Origin of the sequence: Streptomyces sp. NPDC032940, assembly GCF_040636935.1 — a bacterium.
GTDB lineage: Bacteria > Actinomycetota > Actinomycetes > Streptomycetales > Streptomycetaceae > Streptomyces.
Map to the genome: position 1 here is coordinate 51817 of NZ_JBEZVJ010000024.1, position 20539 is coordinate 72355.

Here is a 20539-nt window from a genome sequence, read left to right on the forward strand (position 1 = left end):
CGTCGGGCGCGAGACACGCCGGGATCAGCTGAAGACCGAGGCGCAGGTGGTCGGGGTGGCGTGCGCCGGGTCGAGGGCGTTGACCACCTCGTGGAAGGCGATCCGGTCGATCAGCCCGATCGCCAGGTGCTCGGAGAGGTCGAGCGGGCACAGGTCCTGGAGCAGGACGTTGCGCACGTTCGGCCCGTTCAGGTACTGGCCGCGGTACGGCGTGACCACCTCGTCGTAGCGGGTGGCGATGACGGTGTAGCGGACGCCGGGCACGGTGTCGCCGCCCTCGTTGAGCTTGGTGAGGAGGTCGGAGCCGACGACCTGGTCGGCGAGGGCCGGAGTGTTCTCGTTCAGCAGGTCCCCGATGCCCGGGAAGTACGGCAGCAGGTTGGTGAGGCCGGACAGGGTGGTGCCGTGGTTGCTGGGCGCGATGCCGACGAGGGCGTTCACCTTGCCGGCTCCGCCGAGGAACTTCAGGTAGTAGCGGGGCATCATGCCGCCCTGCGAGTGGCCGACGAGGTCGGCCTTCGCGGCGCCGGTCGCGGCGAGCACCTTGTCGACGTGGGCGGAGAGCTGCTCGGCCGACTTCTCGACCGGTCCGAGGCCGTGGAAGAGCGGGACGCCGGGCAGTTGCCCGTAGTCGAGGGAGAAGACGCAGTAGCCCCGGCTCGTCAGGTAGGGCGCGAGGCCCAGCCAGTTGTCGACGGAGTTCCCGAAGGTGCCGTGGACCAGGACGACGGGGCGGGGGTGGGCGGCGGACGGCTTGCAGGTGTAGTCGTTCCAGCCGCTGCTGGGACGCGCGTCGGCGGCGTGCGCGGAGGTGGCGGGAACCAGGGCGGCCGCGGCGGTCAGCAGCAGCGCGGCCAGGGGTCTGAGCACTCGCTTCCAGGGCAGCATCGGGTGATCTCCTTGCGGCTCAAGGGAGGTGCGACGGCAGGACGCCCTGTGATCCGGATCACGGGATGCTGTTCACTCGTCAAGTTACGGGCGAGTAGTCCAGCTGTGAAGTTACGCGTCAGTAAAAACTTCCAGTGATAACCGGACTCCGCCGGAGCTCGAGTGATAAATGGTCACCAGCTGGGTCGCACGGGGCCGTTGGGCGCGACGCGCGCCAGCAGGCCGTGCAGCGCACGGGCCCCGTCGTCGCCGATCACGTCGGACCACGCACGCACGGCCTCGGCCGCCGCCTCCTCGGCGGCCCGCGTGCACGCCCGCCCCCGCTCGGTCAGCACGACCAGCCGGGCCCGCGCGTCGGCGGGGTGGGGCCGGCGTTCGGCGTACCCCTTGCGGACCAGCTCGTCGACGAGCTGACCGGCGGCCTGCTTGGTCACCCCGAGATGCGCGGCGAGTTCGGTGGCCGTCGCGCCGTCGGGGGCGAGCCGGGCGAAGGCGAAGCCGTGGGCGGGCCGCAGCTCTTGGAAGCCGCGGGCGACGACGCCCTCGTGGATGCGCTGCGTGAGCCCGCCGGCGGCGGCGAGCAGGGCGACGGACAGGGCCATGGCTTCGGAGTTCTGCACGGGGGCATTGAAGCACCCTTGACTGATTGGTCAAGCAGCTTGACCATAGGTCGCGAGGAGTTGGTCAAGCTGCTTGACCAATCAGTCGAACGTGGCCACTTTCCCGAGGAGACCGTCATGCCCGTCGTCCGCTCGTCCGAAGGCGTCACCCATGAGATCCACGGCGTACGCTTCGTCTCGTACGCCGCCCCCCGCAGCGGCAGCAGGGAGCTGTGCGCCTGGCGGGGCGAGATCCCCGCGGGGACGAAGGCTCCGGCGCACACCGTCAGCCGGGAGGAGATCTTCCATCTGCTCACCGGCGAGCTGCTGATCACCCTCGACGGCCGCACCGAGCGCGTCACCGCGGGCGACACCGTGATCATCAACCGGGGTGCGACCCTCTCCGTGGAGAACCCCACCGCCCGCCCCGCGACGTCCTGGGTCACCACCTCCGTCGGTCTGGAGGCGGAGCTGGCCGACGGCAGCCGGATCACTCCCCCGTGGGCCAACTGACGCGCGTCGGGGGATCACGCCGCCAGCGACCCGGGCATCACCGCCCTCGGTCCGAACTTCGCCCGCGCGCGGTCCGCGACCTCCTCGATCCGGCGGACCTTCTCGTCCACGGGATCGAAGGTGAGCTGGTGGGAGGCCTGCTCGGCGGGGGCCAGATCCTCGGCGCGCAGGGCGATCGAGCGGACCCGGGCCCGCTGGAGGCCCAACGCCTCGTACAGGTCGTACGCGGTCCGCGTCAGCGCCGCCGAGTGCGCGGTCGGTTCCTTCAGGGTGCGGCTGCGGGTGGTGGCCGACCGGTCGGCGTAGCGGACGGTGAGGGTGAGGATGCGGCACACCTTGTCCACGGTGCGCAGCCGGGCGCCCAGTTCCTCGGCGGCCGAGAGCAGGGCGCGGCGGTGCCGGGCGGGGTCGAGTTCGTCGCGGGTGAAGGGGCGGTCGGTGGCCAGGGTGGGGGTCCCCCCGCTCGAGCGAAGCCGAGAGTGGGGGAGGGAGACCCCGTTGGGGACGACCCGGCCGCGGTCGACGCCCTGGGCCTTCTCGTGCAGCTCGCGCCCGGCCCTCGCGCCGACCAGGCGCTGGAGCGTGGACAGGGGCGCGGCGGCGACCCGGCCGAGGGTGTCGAGGCCGTACTCGCACAGCGTGCGGGCGGTGGCGGTGCCGACGCCGGGCAGCGCGACGACGGGCTTGCCGGCGAGGAACTCCCGCTCCTCACCCACGGGCACCGCGCGGGTGAGCCCCGGCCGGGCGTCGCGCAGGGCCATGCGGGCCAGCATCGGGCCGGGCCCGGCGCCGATCACGCAGTCGACGCCGTACAGGGCGAGGGCGCGGACGCGGATCACCGAGGCCAGTTCCACGGCGTCGCGCCCGAAGTACCGCTCGGCGCCGCGCAGGTCGGCCAGCGCGCCGTCCGGCGGCAGCGCCTCGACGACCGGTGTGAACTCCTCCAGGAGCCCGAGCAGTTCGGGCAGGGCCGCCTCGTACATCGGCGGCAGCTGGAAACGTACGCAGAGAATCGTCATCCCGCACTCCCCGGACTCTGGTGCCACAACTTCCTTCCGACCGCGGACCCTTCGCCCGCGGGGCGCAGATCGGCCCAGGGGTGCATCTCGTACCCGGTGGACATGCGGATCGTCCGCTGCCGCTCCATCGGGTCCTGGGCCGCGGAGCCGGCCGGTGCTGGCCGTCCGTCCGAACCGGCGAGGCGGCGGCGCGCCGGGCCGCCCTCGGGGTCGTCCCCCTGGGCGCCGCCCGCTCCGGCCAGCCGGGCGGCGACGCCCTCCAGCCCCTCCTCCCGGCGCACCTCCAGCAGGTCGGCGAGGTTCCACGCCGCGGAGCCGACCACGCTGAGGCTGCGCGGGCCGCGCCGCTGCACCACCCCGCGCACCAGCAGCAGCCAGGAGTGGAAGACGGTGTGCGCGCAGGCGTCGTGCGAGTCGTCGAAGAAGGCGAGGTCGACCAGGCCAGAGCCGTCGTCCAGGGTGGAGAAGATGACCCGCCGCCCGGAGCGGATCGGCGGGGTCTGGGTGGCCGCCTTGGCACCCGCGACCAGCACCGTCTCCCCGTGCCGGGCCTCGCGCAGCCGCTTGGCCGACACCACGCCCAGCTCGCGCAGGAAGGTGCGGTGGTCGTCCATCAGATTGCGCGAGGCGTCCATGGAGAGCACGCCCAGTTCGGCGCTGAGCTTCTCCGCCGAGGTGAGGTCGGGCAGCCCGGCCGACGCGGTCTTCCGCCCGCCGGACAGGGGGAGTTGACCCCCGCGTCCACCGCGGGCGCCGCGGTGCAGCTCGGTCAGGTGCAGTTGCAGGTCGCGCCGGTTGGCGCCGAACGCGTCCAGCGCGCCGACCTGGGCGAGCCGTCCGGCCAGCGGCCTGCTGGGGCGGGCCCGTTCCCAGAAGTCGAGCAGGGAGGCGTAGGGCCGCCCCGCGGCGATCCGTTCCGCCTCGGCCTCGCTGATGCCGTGCACGTCGGAGAGGGCGAGGCGCAGCCCCCACTTCCCCGGCCCCTTTGATTCAGACACCAGTTCGATCGTGTGTGCGACCCCCGACTTGTTCACGTCCAGCGGCAGGATCGGCACCCCGCGCCGCCGCGCGTCCGCCAGCAGCAGCCGCTTGGGGTACATGCCGGGGTCGTGGGTGAGCAGCCCGGCGTAGAAGGCGGCCGGATGGTGGGCCTTCAGCCATGCGGACTGGTACGTCGGCACCGCGAAGGCGACCGCGTGCGCCTTGCAGAAGCCGTAGGACCCGAAGGCCTCGACGATCTCCCAGGTCCGCTGAATCGTTTCCGCGTCATAGCCGTTCGCCGTCGCGTGCTGGGCGAACCACACCTTGATCCGCCCCTGCGACTCCGGGTCGGACAGCCCGCGCCGCACCCGGTCGGCCTCACCGCGTCCACAGCCGGTCATGATGTCGACGATGTCGATGATCTGCTCGTGGAAGACGACGACCCCGTACGTCCCCTCCAGCGGCTCCGACAGGTCCTCGTGCGGGTAGCGCACCGGCGCCCGCCCGTGCCGGGCCTCGATGAACGGCCGCACCATGTCGGCGGCGACCGGGCCGGGCCGGAAGAGCGAGATGTCCACGACGAGGTCGTGGAAGGTGGCCGGCTGGAGCCGCCCGACCAGGTCCCGCTGTCCCGGCGACTCGATCTGGAAGCAGCCCAGCGTCTCGGTGGAGCGGATCAGCCGGTACGTCGCCGGGTCGCCCTCCGCGATCGCGTCCAGGTCGACCTCGGTGCCCGTGGCCCGCTCGACCTCGGCGACCGCGTGGGCCATCGCCGACTGCATCCGCACCCCGAGCACGTCCAGCTTGAGCAGCCCGAGGTCCTCCACGTCGTCCTTGTCGAACTGGGCCATCGGGAAGCCCTCGCCACTGGTCGGCATGACCGGCGTACGGGAGAGCAGGGAGGCGTCCGACAGCAGCACTCCGCAGGGGTGCATGGCGACGCCGCGCGGGAGGGCGTCGAGGCCCTCGACCAGCTCCCAGAGCTTGCCGTACCGCTCCTTCTCCCCCGCCAGCTCCTTCAGCTCGGGCAGTTCCTCCAGCGCCGCGCGGGCGTCGCGGGCGCGGATGTGCGGGAAGGACTTGGCGACGCGGTCGATCTCGGCCGGGTCCATGGACAGGGCGGCACCGACGTCGCGGATGGCGTGGCGCACCCGGTACGTCTCCGGCATGGCGACCGTGGCGACCCGCTCCGTGCCGAACCGGTCGATGATCGCGCGGTAGACCTCCAGGCGGCGCGCGGACTCCACGTCGATGTCGATGTCGGGCAGCACGACCCGCTCCTTGGACAGGAACCGCTCCATCAGCAGCCCGTGTTCGACCGGGTCGGCGTGCGCGATGCCGAGGAGGTGGTTGACGAGGGAGCCCGCGCCGGAGCCGCGCGCGGCGACCCGGATGCCCATGTGCCGTACGTCGTCCACGACCTGGGCGACGGTGAGGAAGTACGAGGCGAAGCCGTGGTGGGCGATGATGTCCAGCTCGTGGTGCATACGCTCCCAGTACTCCCGGTGACCGCGGCGCCGGTCGTAGCCGCGCAGCACCATGCCCGCCGCCGCCCGGGAGGCGAGCGCGCGCTGGGCGGTGCGGCGGCCGGCGCCGACGAGGTGCGGTTCGGGGAAGTGGACGGCGCCCATGCCGAGGTCGTCCTCGGGGTCGACCAGGCACTCGGCGGCCGTGGCCCTGGTCTGCTCCAGCAGACGGAGGGCGGCCTCGCGCCGGAAGCCCGCGGACTCGACGATCCGCTCGGCGGCCTGCCGCATGGCACCGGCGTCCTTGAGCCAGGCCTCGCCGGAGTCGAGCTCCTTGCCGGCGTCGATCGGGACCAGGCGGCGGGCGGCGTCCAGGACGTCGGCGACCTCGCCCTGGCCGGGGTCGGCATAGCGGACGGCGTTGGTGAGCACCGGACGGACGCCCTGTTCGGCGGCGAAGCCGACGGTGCGGGCGGCCAGGCGCAGGGACCCGGGGCCGGTCCCTTTGCGGCCGTGCCAGACGGCCTCCAGGCGCAGGGCGTCGCCGTAGACCTCCCGCCAGGGGGCGAGGAGCCTCACCGCGCGGTCGGGGCGGCCGGCGGCGAGGGCTCGGCCGACGTCGGAGCCGGGGCCGAGCAGGACGGTCAGGCCGTCGGCGTGGTTGTCGGGCCAGGACAGCAGCGGCGTGGTCCCCGCGGTGTGGGCGGCGGAGACCAGGCGGCACAGGTCGGCCCAGCCGCGGGCGCCGTCGCGGGCGAGGAAGGTGACCCGGGGGGCCGACTCGTCGACGAAGGCGCCTCCGCGCACGGGGGTGCGGCGCCGGTCCCGGCGTACGGAGGTGTCCGTGCGGCCGGTCTCGGGCTCGGGGGCCGCGACCGCGAGCTCCGCGCCGAACAGGGGGCGGACGCCCGCCTTCGCGCAGGCCTTGGCGAAGCGGACCGTGCCCGCGAGGGTGTCGCGGTCGGTGAGCGCGAGGGCGTCCATGCCCCGTTCGGCGGCCTGCTCGGCCAGCCGCTCCGGGTGGGAGGCGCCGTAGCGCAGGGAGAACCCGGAGACGGTGTGCAGATGCGTGAAACCCGGCACACGCACCTCCCGCTCTCATGAACCGACGCCTTATCGAACGCCTGTTCCCAACTACCTCACCCCCACCATAGACCAATTTTCGAATGTGTGTGCGACATCCGTTCGGCCCCCTCCCACCTGCGCAAACACCCGCCGCCCCGGAGCGTGGGGACATGTCGCACACCCCGGTCACCGCCTCCCGGAGCGGCTCCTTCCTCAGGGAGGTGAAGGACGCCGTCACTCCGCGCGCCACCCTTCTCGTGCTCGGGGTGCTCGCGCTCCAGCTGCTGTTCATCGCCTCCTACGTGGGAGCGCTGCACGATCCCCGGCCGAAGGACGTGCCCTTCGGCGTCGTCGCACCCGAGAACGCGGCCGAGCAGGCGGTGGCCCGGCTGGAGCGGCTGCCCGGGGCGCCGCTGGACCCGCGCACGGTGGCCGACGCGGCGAGCGCCCGGCAGCAGATCATGGACCGGGAGATCGACGGCGCCCTGATCGTGGACCCGCGGAGCCGTACGGACACCCTGCTGGTCGCCTCCGGCGGCGGCACCGTCCTCGCCACCACCCTGGAGGCCATCGTCGGCAGGGCCGACAAGGCCGAGGGGCGCGCGGTGCGGGTCGTCGACGTGGCCCCGGCCTCACGCCACGACTTCGACGGGCTGTCGTCCTTCTATCTGGTCGTGGGCTGGTGTGTCGGCGGCTATCTGTGCGCGTCGATCCTGGCGATCAGCACCGGGGCCCGGCCCGCCAACCTGCGTCGCGCGGCGATCCGGCTGATCGTGATGGCGCTGGTCGCGATCGTCGGCGGTCTGGGCGGCGCGGTGATCGTCGGGCCGATCCTGGGCGCGCTGCCCGGCAGCGTGGTGGACCTGTGGGGGCTGGGCGCCCTGATCACCTTCGCGGTGGGCGCCGCCACGCTCGCGCTCCAGGGCCTCTTCGGGATCGTCGGCATCGGGCTGGCGATCCTGCTGGTGGTGGTCGCGGGCAACCCGAGCGCGGGCGGCGCCTTCCCGCTGCCGCTGCTGCCGCCGTTCTGGAGGGCGATCGGCCCGGCACTGCCGCCGGGGGCGGGCACCTGGGCGGCCCGCTCGGTCGCGTACTTCAAGGGCAACGACCAGACCCTCTCCCTGCTGGTGCTGTGGGCGTGGGCGGTCGCGGGAACGGCGATCACGCTGCTGGCGGCCGTGCTGCGCGGCCGGCGGCGGGAGACGGAGCTGCCCACGCGGCCGCCCGCCGAGGCGGGCTGACCGCCGTACCGCGCACGGGCACGCGGAAGTCCCGCCCCTCGCGCGCGGGACGGGACTTCTGCGTACCGTGTGCGGCTCAGCCGATCTGCGTACCGGTGGCCGACAGGGCCTCCGTCACCGGCTGGAAGAAGGTCTCGCCGCCCGAGGTGCAGTCGCCGCTGCCGCCGGAGGTGAGGCCGATGGCCTTGTCGCCCGAGAAGAGCGAGCCGCCGCTGTCGCCGGGCTCGGCGCAGACGTCGGTCTGGATCAGGCCGTTGACGATGTCGCCGTTGCCGTAGTTCACGGTGGCGTCCAGGCCGGTGACCGTGCCGTCGTGCACCTGGGTGGTCGAGCCGCTGCGGGTCACCTGCATGCCGACGGTGGCCTCGGCGGCGCCCGAGATGGCCTGGGCGGAGCCGTTGTAGAGGTTCACCTCGCTCGGGTGGGCCACGTCGGCGGTGTACTTGACCAGGCCGTAGTCGTTGTCCGGGAAGCTGGAGGCCTCGTTCTGGCCGATCACCGTGCCGGAGGAGTCCGACCAGCTGGAGATGGCCTCGGTGCAGTGCCCGGCGGTGAGGAAGTACGGCTCGCCGCCCTTGGTCACGTTGAAGCCGAGCGAGCAGCGCCCGCCGCCTCCGGTGATGGCGTCGCCGCCCGAGACGAAGGGCTTGTACTCACCCTTGGTCCGCTTGAGTTCGGCCTTGGCGCCGAGCCCGTCGACCACCTTGGTCAGCTTGGCCCACTCGGCCGCGGAGACCGTGCGGTCGGCGGTGACGACGACCTTGTTGCTGGTCGGGTCGGTCGCCCACGAGGTGCCCGGGATCGTGGCGTCCTCGGCGAGGGTGGTGCGGGCGCTCTTCAGGTCGGCGAGCGAGTTCTCGACGACTCTCGCCTTGGCGCCGGCCTCCTCGACGGTCTGCGCGGCGGCCTCGTCGAGCACGTTGACGACGAGGCTCTTCGCCTGGGCGTCGTAGTACGTGCCCGCCGCGTCGGCGCCGAGGTCGCCGAGCAGTGTGGAGGCGAGCTTTCCGGCCGCCGTGACCGACAGGGTCTCGGGCGCGGAGGCCTTCGGGGACTCGCTGGCGTTCGCACTCTGGAAGGTGACTCCCGCGGCGACCAGTGCGGTGATGCCCGCACCTACCACGGCTGCCCGCCGCCTGGGTATGCGTCGGTGCTTCAACTCACGTCCTCCTGTGGGGGGTCGGCCCGCAGGTTGTGGGGACCTCGCGGGCCGGAAGGCTGGTTGACGAGCGTTCACTCTTCCGACTCCACAGGCCGCACACAAGGTCGACTGAAGGACGTGCGCACGACAACTCCAGCGCGGTCACAGGTCCTTCACCAATCATGTCCCTTCCAGGAGGATTCGCGGAGCGACATCGCACCGCGAACGCCGGGGCGGGCAGCCGGGCAAGGGGAAGCCCCCGCACGCGGGCTGCGTGCGGGGGCTCGTGGCGCTGCCGGCTGCGCTGTGGGCCGGTCTCAGTAGACGCTGACGCCGTAGGCGCTCAGGGCCTCCGTCACCGGCTGGAAGAACGTCGTGCCGCCGGAGGAGCAGTTGCCGCTGCCGCCGGAGGTCAGGCCGTAGGCGACGCCGTTGCTGCCGTAGAGCGGGCCGCCGGAGTCGCCGGGCTCGGCGCAGACCGTGGTCTGGATCAGCCCGGAGACGATGTCGCCGCCGCCGTAGTTGACGGTGGCGTTCAGCGCGGTGACCCGGCCGCTGTGGGTGCCGCTGGTGGAACCGTCGCGGATGACGGTGGTGCCCACGCTCGGCGTGGCGGCGCGGGTGATGTCCACGCCGTTCGCGGTGCCGGGCTTGCTGACGGACGTGTTGGTGTACCGGACGATGCCGTAGTCGTTGCCCGGGAAGCTGGAGCCGGCGGTGGTGCCGAGGGTCGTGGTGTGCCCGGAGTTGGACCACCAGGTGCCGGCGCCGTCGGTGCAGTGACCGGCGGTCAGGAAGTACTCGGTGCCGTTGCTCGCACGGACGTTGAAGCCGAGGGAGCAGCGCCAGCTGCTCGCGTAGATGGCGTCACCGCCCTGGATGAGCTTGTTGAACGTGCCGGGGGTGCGCTTGATCGTGAGCGCGCCGGCCTTGTCGCCGGCCTGCTCCTTGATCTTCGCGATCTCGGCCTGGGTGACCGTGCTGTCGGCGGTGACGACCAGCCGGCCGGTGGCGCTGTCGACGGCCCAGGCGGTGCCGGGGACGTCGGCCTGGAGCACCGCGGCGCTCGCGCTGTTCAGCTCGGCGGCGCTGAAGGTGGCCGGGGTGGGTGCCGCGGTCGCGCTGGGGACCGCGATCGCGGCTGCGGCCACGAGACCGGTGGATACGGCGATCAGCCGGGTGCGTCTCGAGATGCCGCTGCGGGGGTTGGTGCGCTTGATCCTCACTTTTCGTTCCTCCACAAAGGAAGTCGGGGGCCCTCTCGTGGGGTTGGGGCCCGTGAGGCGCAGCCAGCGGACGGACGCCCGGGTTCCGGACGCGCCGTGCCCCTGACAAGCGCTGAGGTTGGAGTATTCGGCCGAACGGCCGGTCGGCGCAAGAGTGCCTTTCGGCCTTCAACCATCGGCCGGCCGCCGCCAACCCCCGCAGGACGTCAGCGCAGTTCGCGCTCCCCCGCCTCGATGCCGGCCTCCAGCGTGTTCCCCGGCGGCGGGAAAGGGCAGATGAAGTGGTCGGCGAACGCGCACGGCGGCAGCAGCGCGCGGTTGAAGTCGACCGTCGTGCGCCCCTCTGCGTCCGGCGCGGCCGGGCGCAGGAACCGGAAGCGGTAACTGGTGCTTCCGCTGGTGGTGTCCGCGAAGACGGCCCACAGCGAGCCGTCGCCCTCCACGGTCACCTGGAGCGTGTGCTCCCGTCCGTCCAGCGCGAAGGCCAGTTCCCCGCCGAGGCCGAGCCCGCGCTCCCGCCCGTCCGCGTTCGGCACCCGCACACTGCGCCGTCCGGTGTCGTACGGCGTGAAGCGTCCCGGCACCGACCAGCGCGGGTCGTAGGGCGTGGCCGCGATGCCGGTGAACGCGCGCCGTGCCTCGGCGGCCGGGTCGAAGTCACGCACCCCCCAGGCGCCTTCGCGGAGCAGCACGACCAGGCGCCGCTCGCCGTGGGCGACCCGGGCCGCGCTCGCCGGTCCCGGGTCGGCGGCGAGCCGTGCCTCGCCGTCCAGCGGCCGGTCGTCCACGGTCAGCCCGTCGGCCCCGGTGGCCGTCAGCACGACGGCGTCGCCGTCCGCCGTCCAGGTCCCCGGGATGTCCGGGAGCCGGCCGTCCGGATGATCCTCCAGCCAGTGCGTGCCGGTCAGCGCGAGCGGCCCGTAGGGCGCCGACACCGTCTCCTCGCGCTGCTCGTGCCAGCGCTTCCACGCCTCGGATGCGTCCGTCGTCATGGGATCAACCCTTACACACCGGCTCGGCGAGACCGAGGTGCGAGCACAGGGTGCCGCCCTCGTACTCCGGGTCTGCCGGATGGACAGTCCCTTCTTCTGCGTGCGGTCATGACGCCCCTCCTGCGGCGTACCGGTTGGCGGGCCGGCCCAGGTCCAGGTGCTCCCGGAGCGTGCTGCCCGGGTAGAAGGTGCGGAACAGTCCCCGGTGCTGGAGCAGCGGGACGGTGCCGTTGACGAGCCGTTCCAGGTCGCGGCGTGACTCGGCCGGGGTGAGATGGAAGCCGTCGACGGTGCCCTCGCGGTGCCAGGCGGCGATGAGTTCCGCCAGGTCGACGGGGCCGCCCCGGTACAGCGGGCCGCGCGGGGTGGGCCGGGGTCCGCCCCCGCCGTGGCCGCGCTCGGCCGCGTACTCGCCGTCGCCGAGGTCGACGTCCAGGGCGGCGAGGACGCGCAGGGCGTCCGGGTCGCGGCCCTGGGCGGCGGCCGAGGTCCGCAGCCCGGCCCGTGCGGCGGCGGCCTCGGCGGGATGCGCGGTGCGGACGAGGGCCACGTCGGCGTACCGGGCGGCGACCCCGCGGGCGGGCGGCTCGGTGGCGTCGACGACGCGGACGGGGTGGCCCTGCGGGGGCCGCGGCACGACGGAGGGGCCCTTGACCGAGAAGTGGGTGCCGGTGGAGTCGACGTGGTGCAGCTTGTCCCGGTCCACGAAGCGGCCCGTGGCCACGTCCCGGATCTCGGCGTCGTCCTCCCAGCGGTCCCACAGCCTCTCCGCCACGTCGGCCACCTCGCCGGCCTCCTGCCACAGGGCCTCGGCGAGTACGGCGCGGCGCCGGCCGAGGAGACGGGCCTCGCCCTCGCCGGCGGACACCCCGATCCGCCAGCCGGCCCGGCCGTGGCTGACCCGGTCGAGGGTGGCCACGGCGGCGTGGACGTGGACGGGCTCGGTGTGCGTGGTGGTGACGGTCGGGACCAGGCCGACGCGCCGCGTGGCGGGGGCGACCCGGGCCAGGACGGCGAGCGCGTCGGGCCCGGGGCGGCCCAAGCCCTCGTCCAGGGTCACGAAGTCCAGCGCGCCGCGTTCGGCGAGCCGTGCCGCGTCCACGTAGGAGCCGGCGTCGTGCACCGACGGCTGGTCGAGGGCGACGGCCAGGTGCAGCCGGCGCCGGTCGTGTGAGGAGGCCATGCGGAGGAGAACCTTTCCGGCAGCAGCGTCGGGATCCGGGGAGCGGGCATCGGGATCCGGGGATCAGAGGACCTTGGAGAGGAACGCCCTGGTGCGCTCGTGACGCGGGCGGGCCAGTACGTCACCGGGCGGGCCCTGCTCGACGACGCGGCCGTCGTCCATGAACACCACGGTGTCGGCGACCTCGCGGGCGAAGCCGATCTCGTGCGTGACCAGGATCATGGTGGTGCCCTGCCGGGCCAGGTCCTTGATGACGTCGAGGACCTCCCCGACCAGCTCGGGGTCGAGGGCGGAGGTCGGTTCGTCGAACAGGAGCAGCTTCGGCTCCAGGGCCAGCGCCCGCGCGATGGCGACCCTCCCCCAGTGCCTGAACGGCCTGGGGGCACCCCCAGCTGCTGGCCGCCCGACAGGTGGCGGGGGTAGGCGTCCGCCTTGTCGGCGAGCCCGACCCGGTCCAGCAGCCGGCGCGCGGCCTCGACGGCCTCGCGGCGGGGCCGCTTCAGCGCGGACACCGGCGCCTCGGTGATGTTCTCCAGGACCGTCAGGTGCGGGAAGAGATGGAAGTTCTGGAAGACGAAGCCGATCCGGGTGCGCTGCCGGAGCACCTCGCGTTCGGGCAGCTCGCGCAGCCGGTCGCCGGTGCGCCGGTAGCCGATCAGGGCGCCGTCCACGGTGACCACGCCCCGGTCGACCTTCTCCAGGTGGTTGACGGTGCGCAGCAGCGTGGACTTGCCGGAGCCGGACGGGCCGAGGATCACGGTGACCTCGCCGCTGCGCACGGTGAGGTCGATGCCCTTGAGGACCTCCAGGGCGCCGAAGCTCTTGTGGACGGACCTGATGTCGACCATGACGCTCATCGCGTGGACTCCTCGAGCCGGGGGCGGTGGTCCGTGGCGGGACCGGTGGGGGTGTGCAGGAAGGCCAGCAGGGCCCGTGCGGTGGCGTCGTTCTGCCGGAACGCCACTCCGCCGGTGCGGGGCCGGGTGAAGGCGCCGGAGCCACGCGCGTCGGTGTGCGGGCCGAGCGCGAACCGCCTCGGGTGCGGCAGGCCGGACCGGTCCAGGACTCGTCCGTCGGCCCGGTCGACGGCCAGCAGCCCGTCGGGGGTGGCGGCGGCGCCGTCGTCGTGCAGCGCGCGCAGGAGCGGGTCGCGGGCCCGCTCGACGGTGGGGTGCGGCAGCCGGGCCTCGACCAGCGCGCGGGCCTCCACCACATGGCCGGGCACGCTCGCGCCGCAGGCCCGGAAGACGCCGTCCTCGGCGGTGACGGTCATGCCGGCGCCCAGGAAGCGGACGACGCCGGCCCGGGACAGTGCGAGCAGCTGGCGCAGCCGGGGGGCGGGCGGGCCGGAGGCAAGGTAGCTGAAGAAGCCGTGCCACCAGCCGCCGACGTCGCCGAGCCGGACCAGCTGCCCGTAGACGGAGAGCAGGGCGAGGAAGACGGCCAGGTCGGGGCTGTGCTCGGAGTCGTGACGGCGCCGCAGGTCGTCCTCGACGTACCGGCGCAGCCCCTCCTGGAGCTCGTCGTGGGTGCCGTGGCGCACCCCGTCGAGGGGCCGGTCGAGGGCGGCGAGGTCGAGCCGGTCGGCGGGGTCGGGCACGGCGGCGGCGACGAGGGCAGCGCGTTCGGCGGGGTCCGCGGCGGCGTACCGGGCCTCGAAGGCGGGCCAGTCGAGGGTCACCCGCTCGGGGTGGGCGGTGAACAGCCGGTGGTAGTGGGCGAAGCCCAGCTCCTTCTCGACCAGCGGCCACACGTCGCGCCGGAAGTCGAAGCCGTCCGGCCGGGCGAGCAGCGCCTCGGTCTCGGCGGGCCCGAAGAACCGCGGCAGCGGCGGCCGGTCGCCGGTCCAGTCGTAGCCGATCTTGGAGTGGTACGGCACCCCGCGCCGCGAGCCGACGTACAGCACCGGCTCCCGCCCGGACGGCACGTACGTGTCGCCGTCGTACCGTCCGCCCCTGCCCTCGGTCAGCAGCACCATCAGGTCGACGAAGGCCAGCCCGAAGCCGCGGACGAGAACGTCGTCGCCGGGGCGCAGCGCGGACAGGTCGCTGTCGGCGGTGAAGTCCGGCGGGAGGTGGACGAGGCCGTGGGCGCGGGCGTACGCCGTGAGTTCCCGCTGCTCGTCGTCGGGTTCGGCGTCGAGGTGGCCGAGGGTGAGGACGACCAGGTCGGCGAGGAGGGGCAGGGTGCGGCCCTGGAGCCACACCCGCTGGCGTCCCTCGCGCGGGCCGTCGACCCGCACCGCGCGCCGGGCGTGGTGGTACACCACGAAGCCCGGGGGCAGACCGGCCACGGCCCGCTCGTACGCCCAGCGCAGATAGGCGCCCTGCACCCGGCGCCCGGCGAAGGTGCGGCCGTCCAGGCCCGCCCACTCGTGCAGGGTGGGGCCCGGCCGGACGGGCCCTGCCATCTCCACCGTCTCGTCGGTGAACATGGTGACGTCCTGGGCGTGCGAGTTCATCCACAGCAGCGGCGACTGCTCCTCGCGCCAGATCCGCCCGGCGCCCGGCGGGTGCGGGTCGACGAGGTGGATGTCGAGGCCGGTCTCGCCGTACAGCTCGGGCGCGTTGGCGGCGATGCGCTCCAGCAGGCCGGTGCCGCGCGGTCCGGCGCCGACGATCACCAGCGCGGGCCGGGTCATCGGGTGCGCTCCGTGCCGCGGGCGTAGTGCTTCTCGACGTAGTACTGGCCGGCGCTGAGCACCGAGGTGACGACGGTGTACCAGACGGTGGCCACCATCAGCAGGGGGATGACCTGGTAGGTGCGGTGGTAGACGAGCTGGACCGAGTAGAGCAGGTCCTGGACGGCGATGACGCTGACGATGGAGGTGCCCTTGAGGGTGCCGATCAGCATGTTGCCGGCCGGCGGCACGATGGAGCGCATCGCCTGCGGGAGCACGATCCGCCGCCACCGGCGCCACCGGCCGAGGCCGAGGGCCTGGGCGGCCTCGGTCTGGCCCCGGTCCACGGAGAGGATGCCGCCGCGCACCACCTCGGCCGCGTACGCGGCCTCGTGCAGGGTCAGGCCGATGACCGCGACGGTGACCGGGCCGAGCAGGTCGACGGTCTTCACGCCGAGGACCTGCGGGTACAGGGCGCCGATGTTGAACCACAGCAGGAGCTGCACAAGGATCGGTATCGACCGGAACAGCCAGACGTAGCCCCAGCTCACGGCGCGCAATACGGGGTTGGCGGAGAGCCGGAACGCGGCGAGCAGGGTGCCCAGCGCGAAGCCGAGGACCATGACGACGGCGGTCAGCCACAGGGTGAGCCACAGGCCGCGCAGGACGGCGTCGGAGGTGAAGTAGCCGGCGACGACGTCCCATTGGAAGGCGTCGTTGCGCAGGACGGAGTTGACGGCCAGTCCGAGGAGGACCAGGACGGCGACGGCGGCGATCCACTGGCCGAGGCGGCGTTGCGGGACGATCCGCGGAACGTCCGCCTTGTCCGGGGCGTCCGGTACGGCGGCGGGGCGGTCGAGGGTGTCGGAGGACATGCGAAGGCTCCGTGACATCGAGTCAGTCGGACACGGTGGGTGGTGCCTTCACACGGCCGAGCCCCTCAGCAGAGCCGTGGGCCGAGAGTACGGTGCGGTTTCGGTGCGCTGTCAAGGCCGTCCACACTGTGAGCCGTGCGTCTCAAGTCGTTGACGCGGAACCGGATGCCTGTTCCACTTGGCCCATGCATCCGCAGCAGTGGCTGGTCACGCGCTCCCACATCGACTTCGGTCGAGTGTGGTCCTCTTCCTGTTGAGCCGACCCCCCTGCATGCCCTGATCGCCTGACTCCTCCGTCGGGGCTTTTCGGGTTCCCGCTTTCTTTTCACGCCTTCACACGCGCACCCCTCCCCTCGTGCCGCCTTTGCCTTCTTCCGTTCTCAGGAGACCCCTGCCATGCGTACGCCCACGCGTGCCCGAAAGATACTCTTCGCGCCTCTTGCCCTGATCGCCTCGGCGGCCCTGCTCCTCACCGCGTGCGGCTCCGGCGATCCCGCCGGGGACGTGGCGGGCGCGGCGGCCGGCTCCGACGCGGTCCCGACCACGGACGTGGTCTCCGGCGTGAAGGAGAACCCGGCCGCGGTGAAGCTGCTGCCGCCCGGCACCGGGAAGGTCACCCTCGCCGTGACCGTCGGCGGCACCCCGCCCGGCACCACCTATCTGTCCGACGGCAAGACGCTGACCGGCCAGGACGTCGACTTCGCGAACGCCGTCGCCAGGGCGCTCGGCATCGAGCTGAAGACCGAGCAGGCGTCCTTCGAGGCGATCCTGCCCGCCCTGGACAGCGGCAAGTACGACGTCGGCGCCGCCAACTTCGGCGTGACCGAGGAGCGGCGCAAGACGATCGACTTCGTCACCTACATCAACGACGGCCAGGGCTTCGCCGCCCGGAAGGACAGCGACCTGTCGAAGGTCACCGATCTCACGCAGCTGTGCGGGCTCAAGGTGGCCACCGGCGCCGGCACCACCTTCGAGGCCACGCTGGAGGAGAACAGGCACCGGTGCACGGACGCCGGCGAGAAGGCCTACGAGGTGCAGACCTACGGCGAGCAGGGCGCCCTGTGGTCCTCGCTCCAGCAGGGCCGCAGCGACGTCGTGATGTCCACCATCAACGGCCTGCGCTACGCCGTCGCCCAGCAGGAGGGCCTGAAGTTCCTGAACGAGTTCCGCCGTCTGGACGTCGGCTTCGCCCTGAAGAAGGGGTCGAAGCTGGCGCCCGCACTCCAGGCGGCGGTGAACGGGCTCATCGCCGACGGGACGTACGACGAGATCCTGAAGAAGTGGGGGACGACGGAGTCGGCGATCGCCGAGTCCGAGATCTCGCCCCCCGAGCTGAAGGACTGACGGCGGCCGACGGCGGGGCGGCGGCCTCTCAGCAGTCGCACCCGCAGTCGCAGCCGTCGCCGCAACAGCAGCAGGCGTCGCCGCAGTTGCTGCAGCAGTCACAGCAGTCGCAGCAGTCACTGCAGCTCTGGAACAGTCCTTCCCGGCGCTGCCTGGTCCAGGGGTCCTCGAAGGTGCCGCAGCACATCTGGCACGTGCAGGCCAGCCCCAGCCACACGGCGCACCCCGCGAGCAGTCCCCGCCGGTCGCGGTGCGGCGGCTCCGGGGGCATCGGCGCACCGGGGCCGCCGGGAGCGCCGGGCGGGGAGTACGGGTGGCTGCCGTGCGCGCAGGAGGGGGTGCCGAAGGCGCGGTCGACGGAGGTGCCCAACTCGTGCACCAGCAGCCGGTGCACCAGCCGCCGGCCGGTGCTGTGTCCTCCCGGGGAGACCCCGGACCCCCAGGCGACCTCGCGCAGCGCCAGCCGTATCCCGTGCACGGCGTCGTCGGCCAGCCGGCGGGCCTCCGTGCGCGGGGTGCCGGTGGCGGTGAGCGGGTTCCAGGCGCCCGAGGCGGCGTCGGCCTCCTGGTCCTCCACGGCGTCCAGGAGATGGGCGAGCCGTCCGAACAGGCGCCCCGCCTCGGCGAGCGGCCCGGCGTTGTCCGGCCGGCCGGCGAGGTGGGCGGTGTGCGCGAACGCGGCGGCGGTGGCGGTCTCGGTCGGCTCGGTGACGGTCAGGAGAGGCGTCCCGGGCCCGGCGAGCGTCTCGATGCCGGCCTGCCGGTCCACGGCGTCGACGAGGACGGCGGTGTCGAATCCGACGGCACCGCCGCTGCGGCGGCCGGCCGCGTCCCAGCCGGCGGCCACCCGGCGGGCGGCGCGGGCCACGGGCCGCCGGGCCAGCAGTCCGTCCCCGTCGGCGACGTGGTCGCGCACCTTCGCCGAGGCCAGCACCAGGGAGACGGCCGCCGCGAGCCGGGCGCCCTCGCCGTGCGCGACGGACGCGGTGCGCATCCCGCGCAGCGGGCACGGACCCGCCGTACGCCGCCCGGCGCCCGCGCCGCCCCGCTCGGCCTGAGCCTCCGTCAACACCGATATGAGCAGCCCGTCATAGTTCGTCACGATGCGCGCGAACTGTCCGTGGTCCTTGCGCAGTGCGAGGCACAGCCCGCACAAATGCGCCATCCACTGGCTGGTGAGGCTCTCTCCGAGCCGGTGCCTGCAGGGCCTGACGATTCCGAACACGACTCTCCCCCGTGGGTACGTGCGACGCTGAGCTGCGGCATCGTACCGACAGCCGCCGTCACCCGTACGCACCCTGACTCACCCGTCCGCCGGGAAGAATCATATTTCACTCACAGTCAGCACCCGTTTGGGAAACGACCCTTGGGACACAAGGACTCTCGACGGATTCGCTGTGCACCAGTACCGTCACAAACCCCCCGGGCGGCGTCTATCCACTTGGCGCGACGTCCGCATCATGGATGACCATAGGGATGCGGAAGGCACGAAAGACCGCTGTGAGAGGAGGCGTCCATGGGATCGGTACGCAAGGCGAGTGCGTGGCTCGGCCTCGTCGACGACAACGATGACGAGCGCTACTACGACGACGACTACTCGGAGGGCACCGAGTCCCCGGACGCCTGGGTCACGGACCCGCGGGTGAAGGTGGCCTCGGACGTCGCCGAGGAGAGGGGCCGCCGGATCGGCACGGTCACCCCGGACAGCTTCCGGGACGCACGTGCCATCGGCGAGATGTTCCGGGACGGTGTCCCGGTCATCATGAACCTGACGGCCATGGAGGCCGGCGACGCCAAGCGCGTCGTGGACTTCGCGGCCGGGCTGATCTTCGGCCTGCGGGGTTCGATCGAGCGGGTCTCCACCCGGGTGTTCCTGCTGAGCCCGGCCGACACCCAGGTGATCAGCGGCGACCCGGCCGCGCACCGGTCGGACGGGTTCTTCAACCAGAGCTGAGGCGGGGCCGCGCACACGGCCCCGCACCGCTTTGCCGCTCCCCCGCCGGCGTCTCTACCGGAAGGCGTCGAGGCCGGTGAGCGCCTTGCCCAGCACCAGCTGGTGCATCTCGACGGTGCCCTCGTAGGTGAGCACCGATTCCAGGTTCGTCGCGTGCCGCATCACGGGGTACTCGAGGGAGATCCCGTTGGCGCCGAGGATCGTACGGGCCGTGCGGCAGATCTCGATGGCCTCGCGCACGTTGTTGAGCTTGCCGAAGCTGACCTGCTCGGGACGCAGGCGTCCGGCGTCCATGCGCCGCCCGAGGTGGTGGGCGAGCAGAATGCCCTTGTGCAGTTCGACCGCCATGTCGGCGAGTTTGGCCTGGGTCAGCTGGAAGCCGCCGATGGGCCGTCCGAACTGCTCCCGCGACTTCGCGTACTCGACGGCCGCCTCGAAGGAACTGCGGGCCGCGCCCATCGCGCCCCAGACGATGCCGTAGCGGGCGTGGGAGAGACAGCTGAGCGGCCCGCGCAGACCGATGACCTCGGGCAGCACGGCGTCGGCGGGCAGCCGTACGTCGTCGAGGACCAGCTCGCTGGTGACGCTGGCCCGCAGGGACCACTTGTGCTTGATCTCGGGGGCGGAGAAGCCGGGGCTGTCGGCCGGGACGACGAACCCGCGAATCCCCTCCTCGGTCTGCGCCCACACCACGGCGACGCCGGCCACGGACCCGTTGGTGATCCACATCTTGCGGCCGTTGAGCACCCAGTCGCCCCCGGAGTCGCGCTTGGCACGGGTGCGCATGTTGGCCGGGTCGGACCCGTGGTCGGGCTCGGTGAGCCCGAAGCACCCGATGACCTCACCGGCGGCCATGCGCGGCAGCCACGCCTGCTTCTGCTCCTCGCTGCCGAAGCGGTGGATGGCGTACATGGCGAGGGAGCCCTGCACGGAGACGAGCGAGCGGATTCCGGAGTCGGCGGCCTCCAGCTCGAGACAGGCCAGTCCGTACTGCACGGCACTCGCGCCGGCGCAGCCGTACCCCTCGAGCGACATGCCGAGCGCGCCGATGCTCCCGAGCTCGCGGGCGAGCTCCCGGATCCCGGGCAGCTCCCCCTTCTCGTACCAGTCCGCGATGTGCGGCAGCACGCGGTCGGCGGCCCAGCCCCGCACGGTGTCCCGGACCGCGAGGTCCTCCGGCTCCAGCAGGTCGTCGATGCCGAGGGGATCGACGGGGTCGAACGCGGGCAACTTCTGGGACGAGGCCATGGAACACCCTCCGGGGCTCTGGAAAACTAGCGCTGCTAGTCACGCTACTCGAGCCGACGTTACGACGCGCCGCACCTCACGTCCACCATGCTCTCCCACCCACGCACCACCCGTTCACCGCCAACCGGAAGGTGGTGGACGTCGCCCGTGGGGGTACGCCACCGCAGGCGGCTCACGGTGGAGC

The 20539-nt window shown here is 72.9% G+C and carries 16 protein-coding genes and 1 pseudogene; 4 read left to right on the top strand and 13 right to left on the bottom strand.

All coding sequences use genetic code 11. From position 1 onward, the window contains the following. Positions 1-24 precede the first annotated feature (24 nt). Complete coding sequence (locus AB0E77_RS25285; protein WP_361574273.1) at positions 25-888, bottom strand: alpha/beta fold hydrolase; 864 nt, start codon at positions 886-888, stop codon at positions 25-27. A 173-nt stretch (positions 889-1061) separates the two neighbouring features. Beyond that, positions 1062-1508, bottom strand: coding sequence for a MarR family winged helix-turn-helix transcriptional regulator (locus AB0E77_RS25290; protein ID WP_361574275.1), 447 nt, complete (start codon positions 1506-1508; stop codon positions 1062-1064). A 117-nt stretch (positions 1509-1625) separates the two neighbouring features. Here AB0E77_RS25290 and AB0E77_RS25295 point away from each other — a divergent pair, with 117 nt between their 5' ends. Further along, the gene (locus AB0E77_RS25295; protein WP_361574277.1) at positions 1626-2000 is read left to right on the top strand and encodes a cupin domain-containing protein; all 375 of its coding nucleotides are present in this window, start codon (positions 1626-1628) and stop codon (positions 1998-2000) included. A 14-nt stretch (positions 2001-2014) separates the two neighbouring features. On the opposite strand, the gene AB0E77_RS25300 is transcribed toward AB0E77_RS25295, so the two are convergent. Continuing rightward, a complete protein-coding gene (locus AB0E77_RS25300) occupies positions 2015-3019 on the bottom strand; it encodes a hypothetical protein (RefSeq protein WP_361574279.1) in 1005 nt (334 codons plus the stop codon). Further along, complete coding sequence (locus tag AB0E77_RS25305) at positions 3016-6549, bottom strand: DNA polymerase III subunit alpha (protein ID WP_361574281.1); 3534 nt, start codon at positions 6547-6549, stop codon at positions 3016-3018. The genes AB0E77_RS25300 and AB0E77_RS25305 overlap by 4 nt, the downstream gene beginning before the upstream one ends. A 152-nt stretch (positions 6550-6701) precedes the next feature. Between AB0E77_RS25305 and AB0E77_RS25310 the strand changes: the two genes are divergently transcribed. Next, positions 6702-7772, top strand: a complete 1071-nt coding sequence (locus AB0E77_RS25310) for a DUF3533 domain-containing protein (RefSeq protein WP_361574283.1) — start codon at positions 6702-6704, stop codon at positions 7770-7772. Positions 7773-7848: 76 nt separating this feature from the next. Here AB0E77_RS25310 and AB0E77_RS25315 read toward each other — a convergent pair whose 3' ends face one another. From AB0E77_RS25315 to AB0E77_RS25345, 7 genes and pseudogenes are all read right to left on the bottom strand, one after another. Next, complete coding sequence (locus tag AB0E77_RS25315) at positions 7849-8931, bottom strand: S1 family peptidase (protein WP_361574285.1); 1083 nt, start codon at positions 8929-8931, stop codon at positions 7849-7851. Positions 8932-9230: 299 nt separating this feature from the next. Continuing rightward, entirely contained in the window at positions 9231-10139 is a 909-nt protein-coding gene (locus tag AB0E77_RS25320) for a S1 family peptidase (protein WP_361574287.1), read from the bottom strand. Positions 10140-10345: 206 nt separating this feature from the next. Beyond that, positions 10346-11131, bottom strand: coding sequence for a DUF1684 domain-containing protein (locus AB0E77_RS25325; RefSeq protein ID WP_361574289.1), 786 nt, complete (start codon positions 11129-11131; stop codon positions 10346-10348). 106 nt (positions 11132-11237) lie between these two features. Next, positions 11238-12314, bottom strand: coding sequence for an LLM class flavin-dependent oxidoreductase (locus tag AB0E77_RS25330; protein WP_361574291.1), 1077 nt, complete (start codon positions 12312-12314; stop codon positions 11238-11240). Positions 12315-12377: 63 nt separating this feature from the next. Beyond that, positions 12378-13171, bottom strand: a pseudogene (locus AB0E77_RS25335) (amino acid ABC transporter ATP-binding protein). Then, entirely contained in the window at positions 13168-14955 is a 1788-nt protein-coding gene (locus AB0E77_RS25340) for an FAD/NAD(P)-binding protein (RefSeq protein ID WP_361574293.1), read from the bottom strand. The pseudogene AB0E77_RS25335 and the gene AB0E77_RS25340 overlap by 4 nt, the downstream one beginning before the upstream one ends. After that, the gene (locus tag AB0E77_RS25345) at positions 14952-15809 is read right to left on the bottom strand and encodes an amino acid ABC transporter permease (RefSeq protein ID WP_361574295.1); all 858 of its coding nucleotides are present in this window, start codon (positions 15807-15809) and stop codon (positions 14952-14954) included. The genes AB0E77_RS25340 and AB0E77_RS25345 overlap by 4 nt, the downstream gene beginning before the upstream one ends. Before the next feature lie 396 nt (positions 15810-16205). On the opposite strand from AB0E77_RS25345, the gene AB0E77_RS25350 reads away from it, so the two are divergent. Continuing rightward, a complete protein-coding gene (locus tag AB0E77_RS25350) occupies positions 16206-17153 on the top strand; it encodes an ABC transporter substrate-binding protein (RefSeq protein ID WP_361574297.1) in 948 nt (315 codons plus the stop codon). A 28-nt stretch (positions 17154-17181) separates the two neighbouring features. On the opposite strand, the gene AB0E77_RS25355 is transcribed toward AB0E77_RS25350, so the two are convergent. Beyond that, positions 17182-18378: a DUF5685 family protein gene (locus AB0E77_RS25355; protein WP_361574299.1), complete on the bottom strand. Its 1197-nt coding sequence runs from the start codon at positions 18376-18378 to the stop codon at positions 17182-17184. A gap of 291 nt (positions 18379-18669) precedes the next feature. Between AB0E77_RS25355 and AB0E77_RS25360 the strand changes: the two genes are divergently transcribed. Then, a complete protein-coding gene (locus tag AB0E77_RS25360; RefSeq protein WP_361574300.1) occupies positions 18670-19107 on the top strand; it encodes a cell division protein SepF in 438 nt (145 codons plus the stop codon). 54 nt (positions 19108-19161) lie between these two features. Here the strand turns inward: AB0E77_RS25360 and AB0E77_RS25365 are convergent, their stop codons facing one another. Further along, complete coding sequence (locus AB0E77_RS25365; protein WP_361574301.1) at positions 19162-20355, bottom strand: acyl-CoA dehydrogenase family protein; 1194 nt, start codon at positions 20353-20355, stop codon at positions 19162-19164. Positions 20356-20539 lie beyond the last annotated feature (184 nt).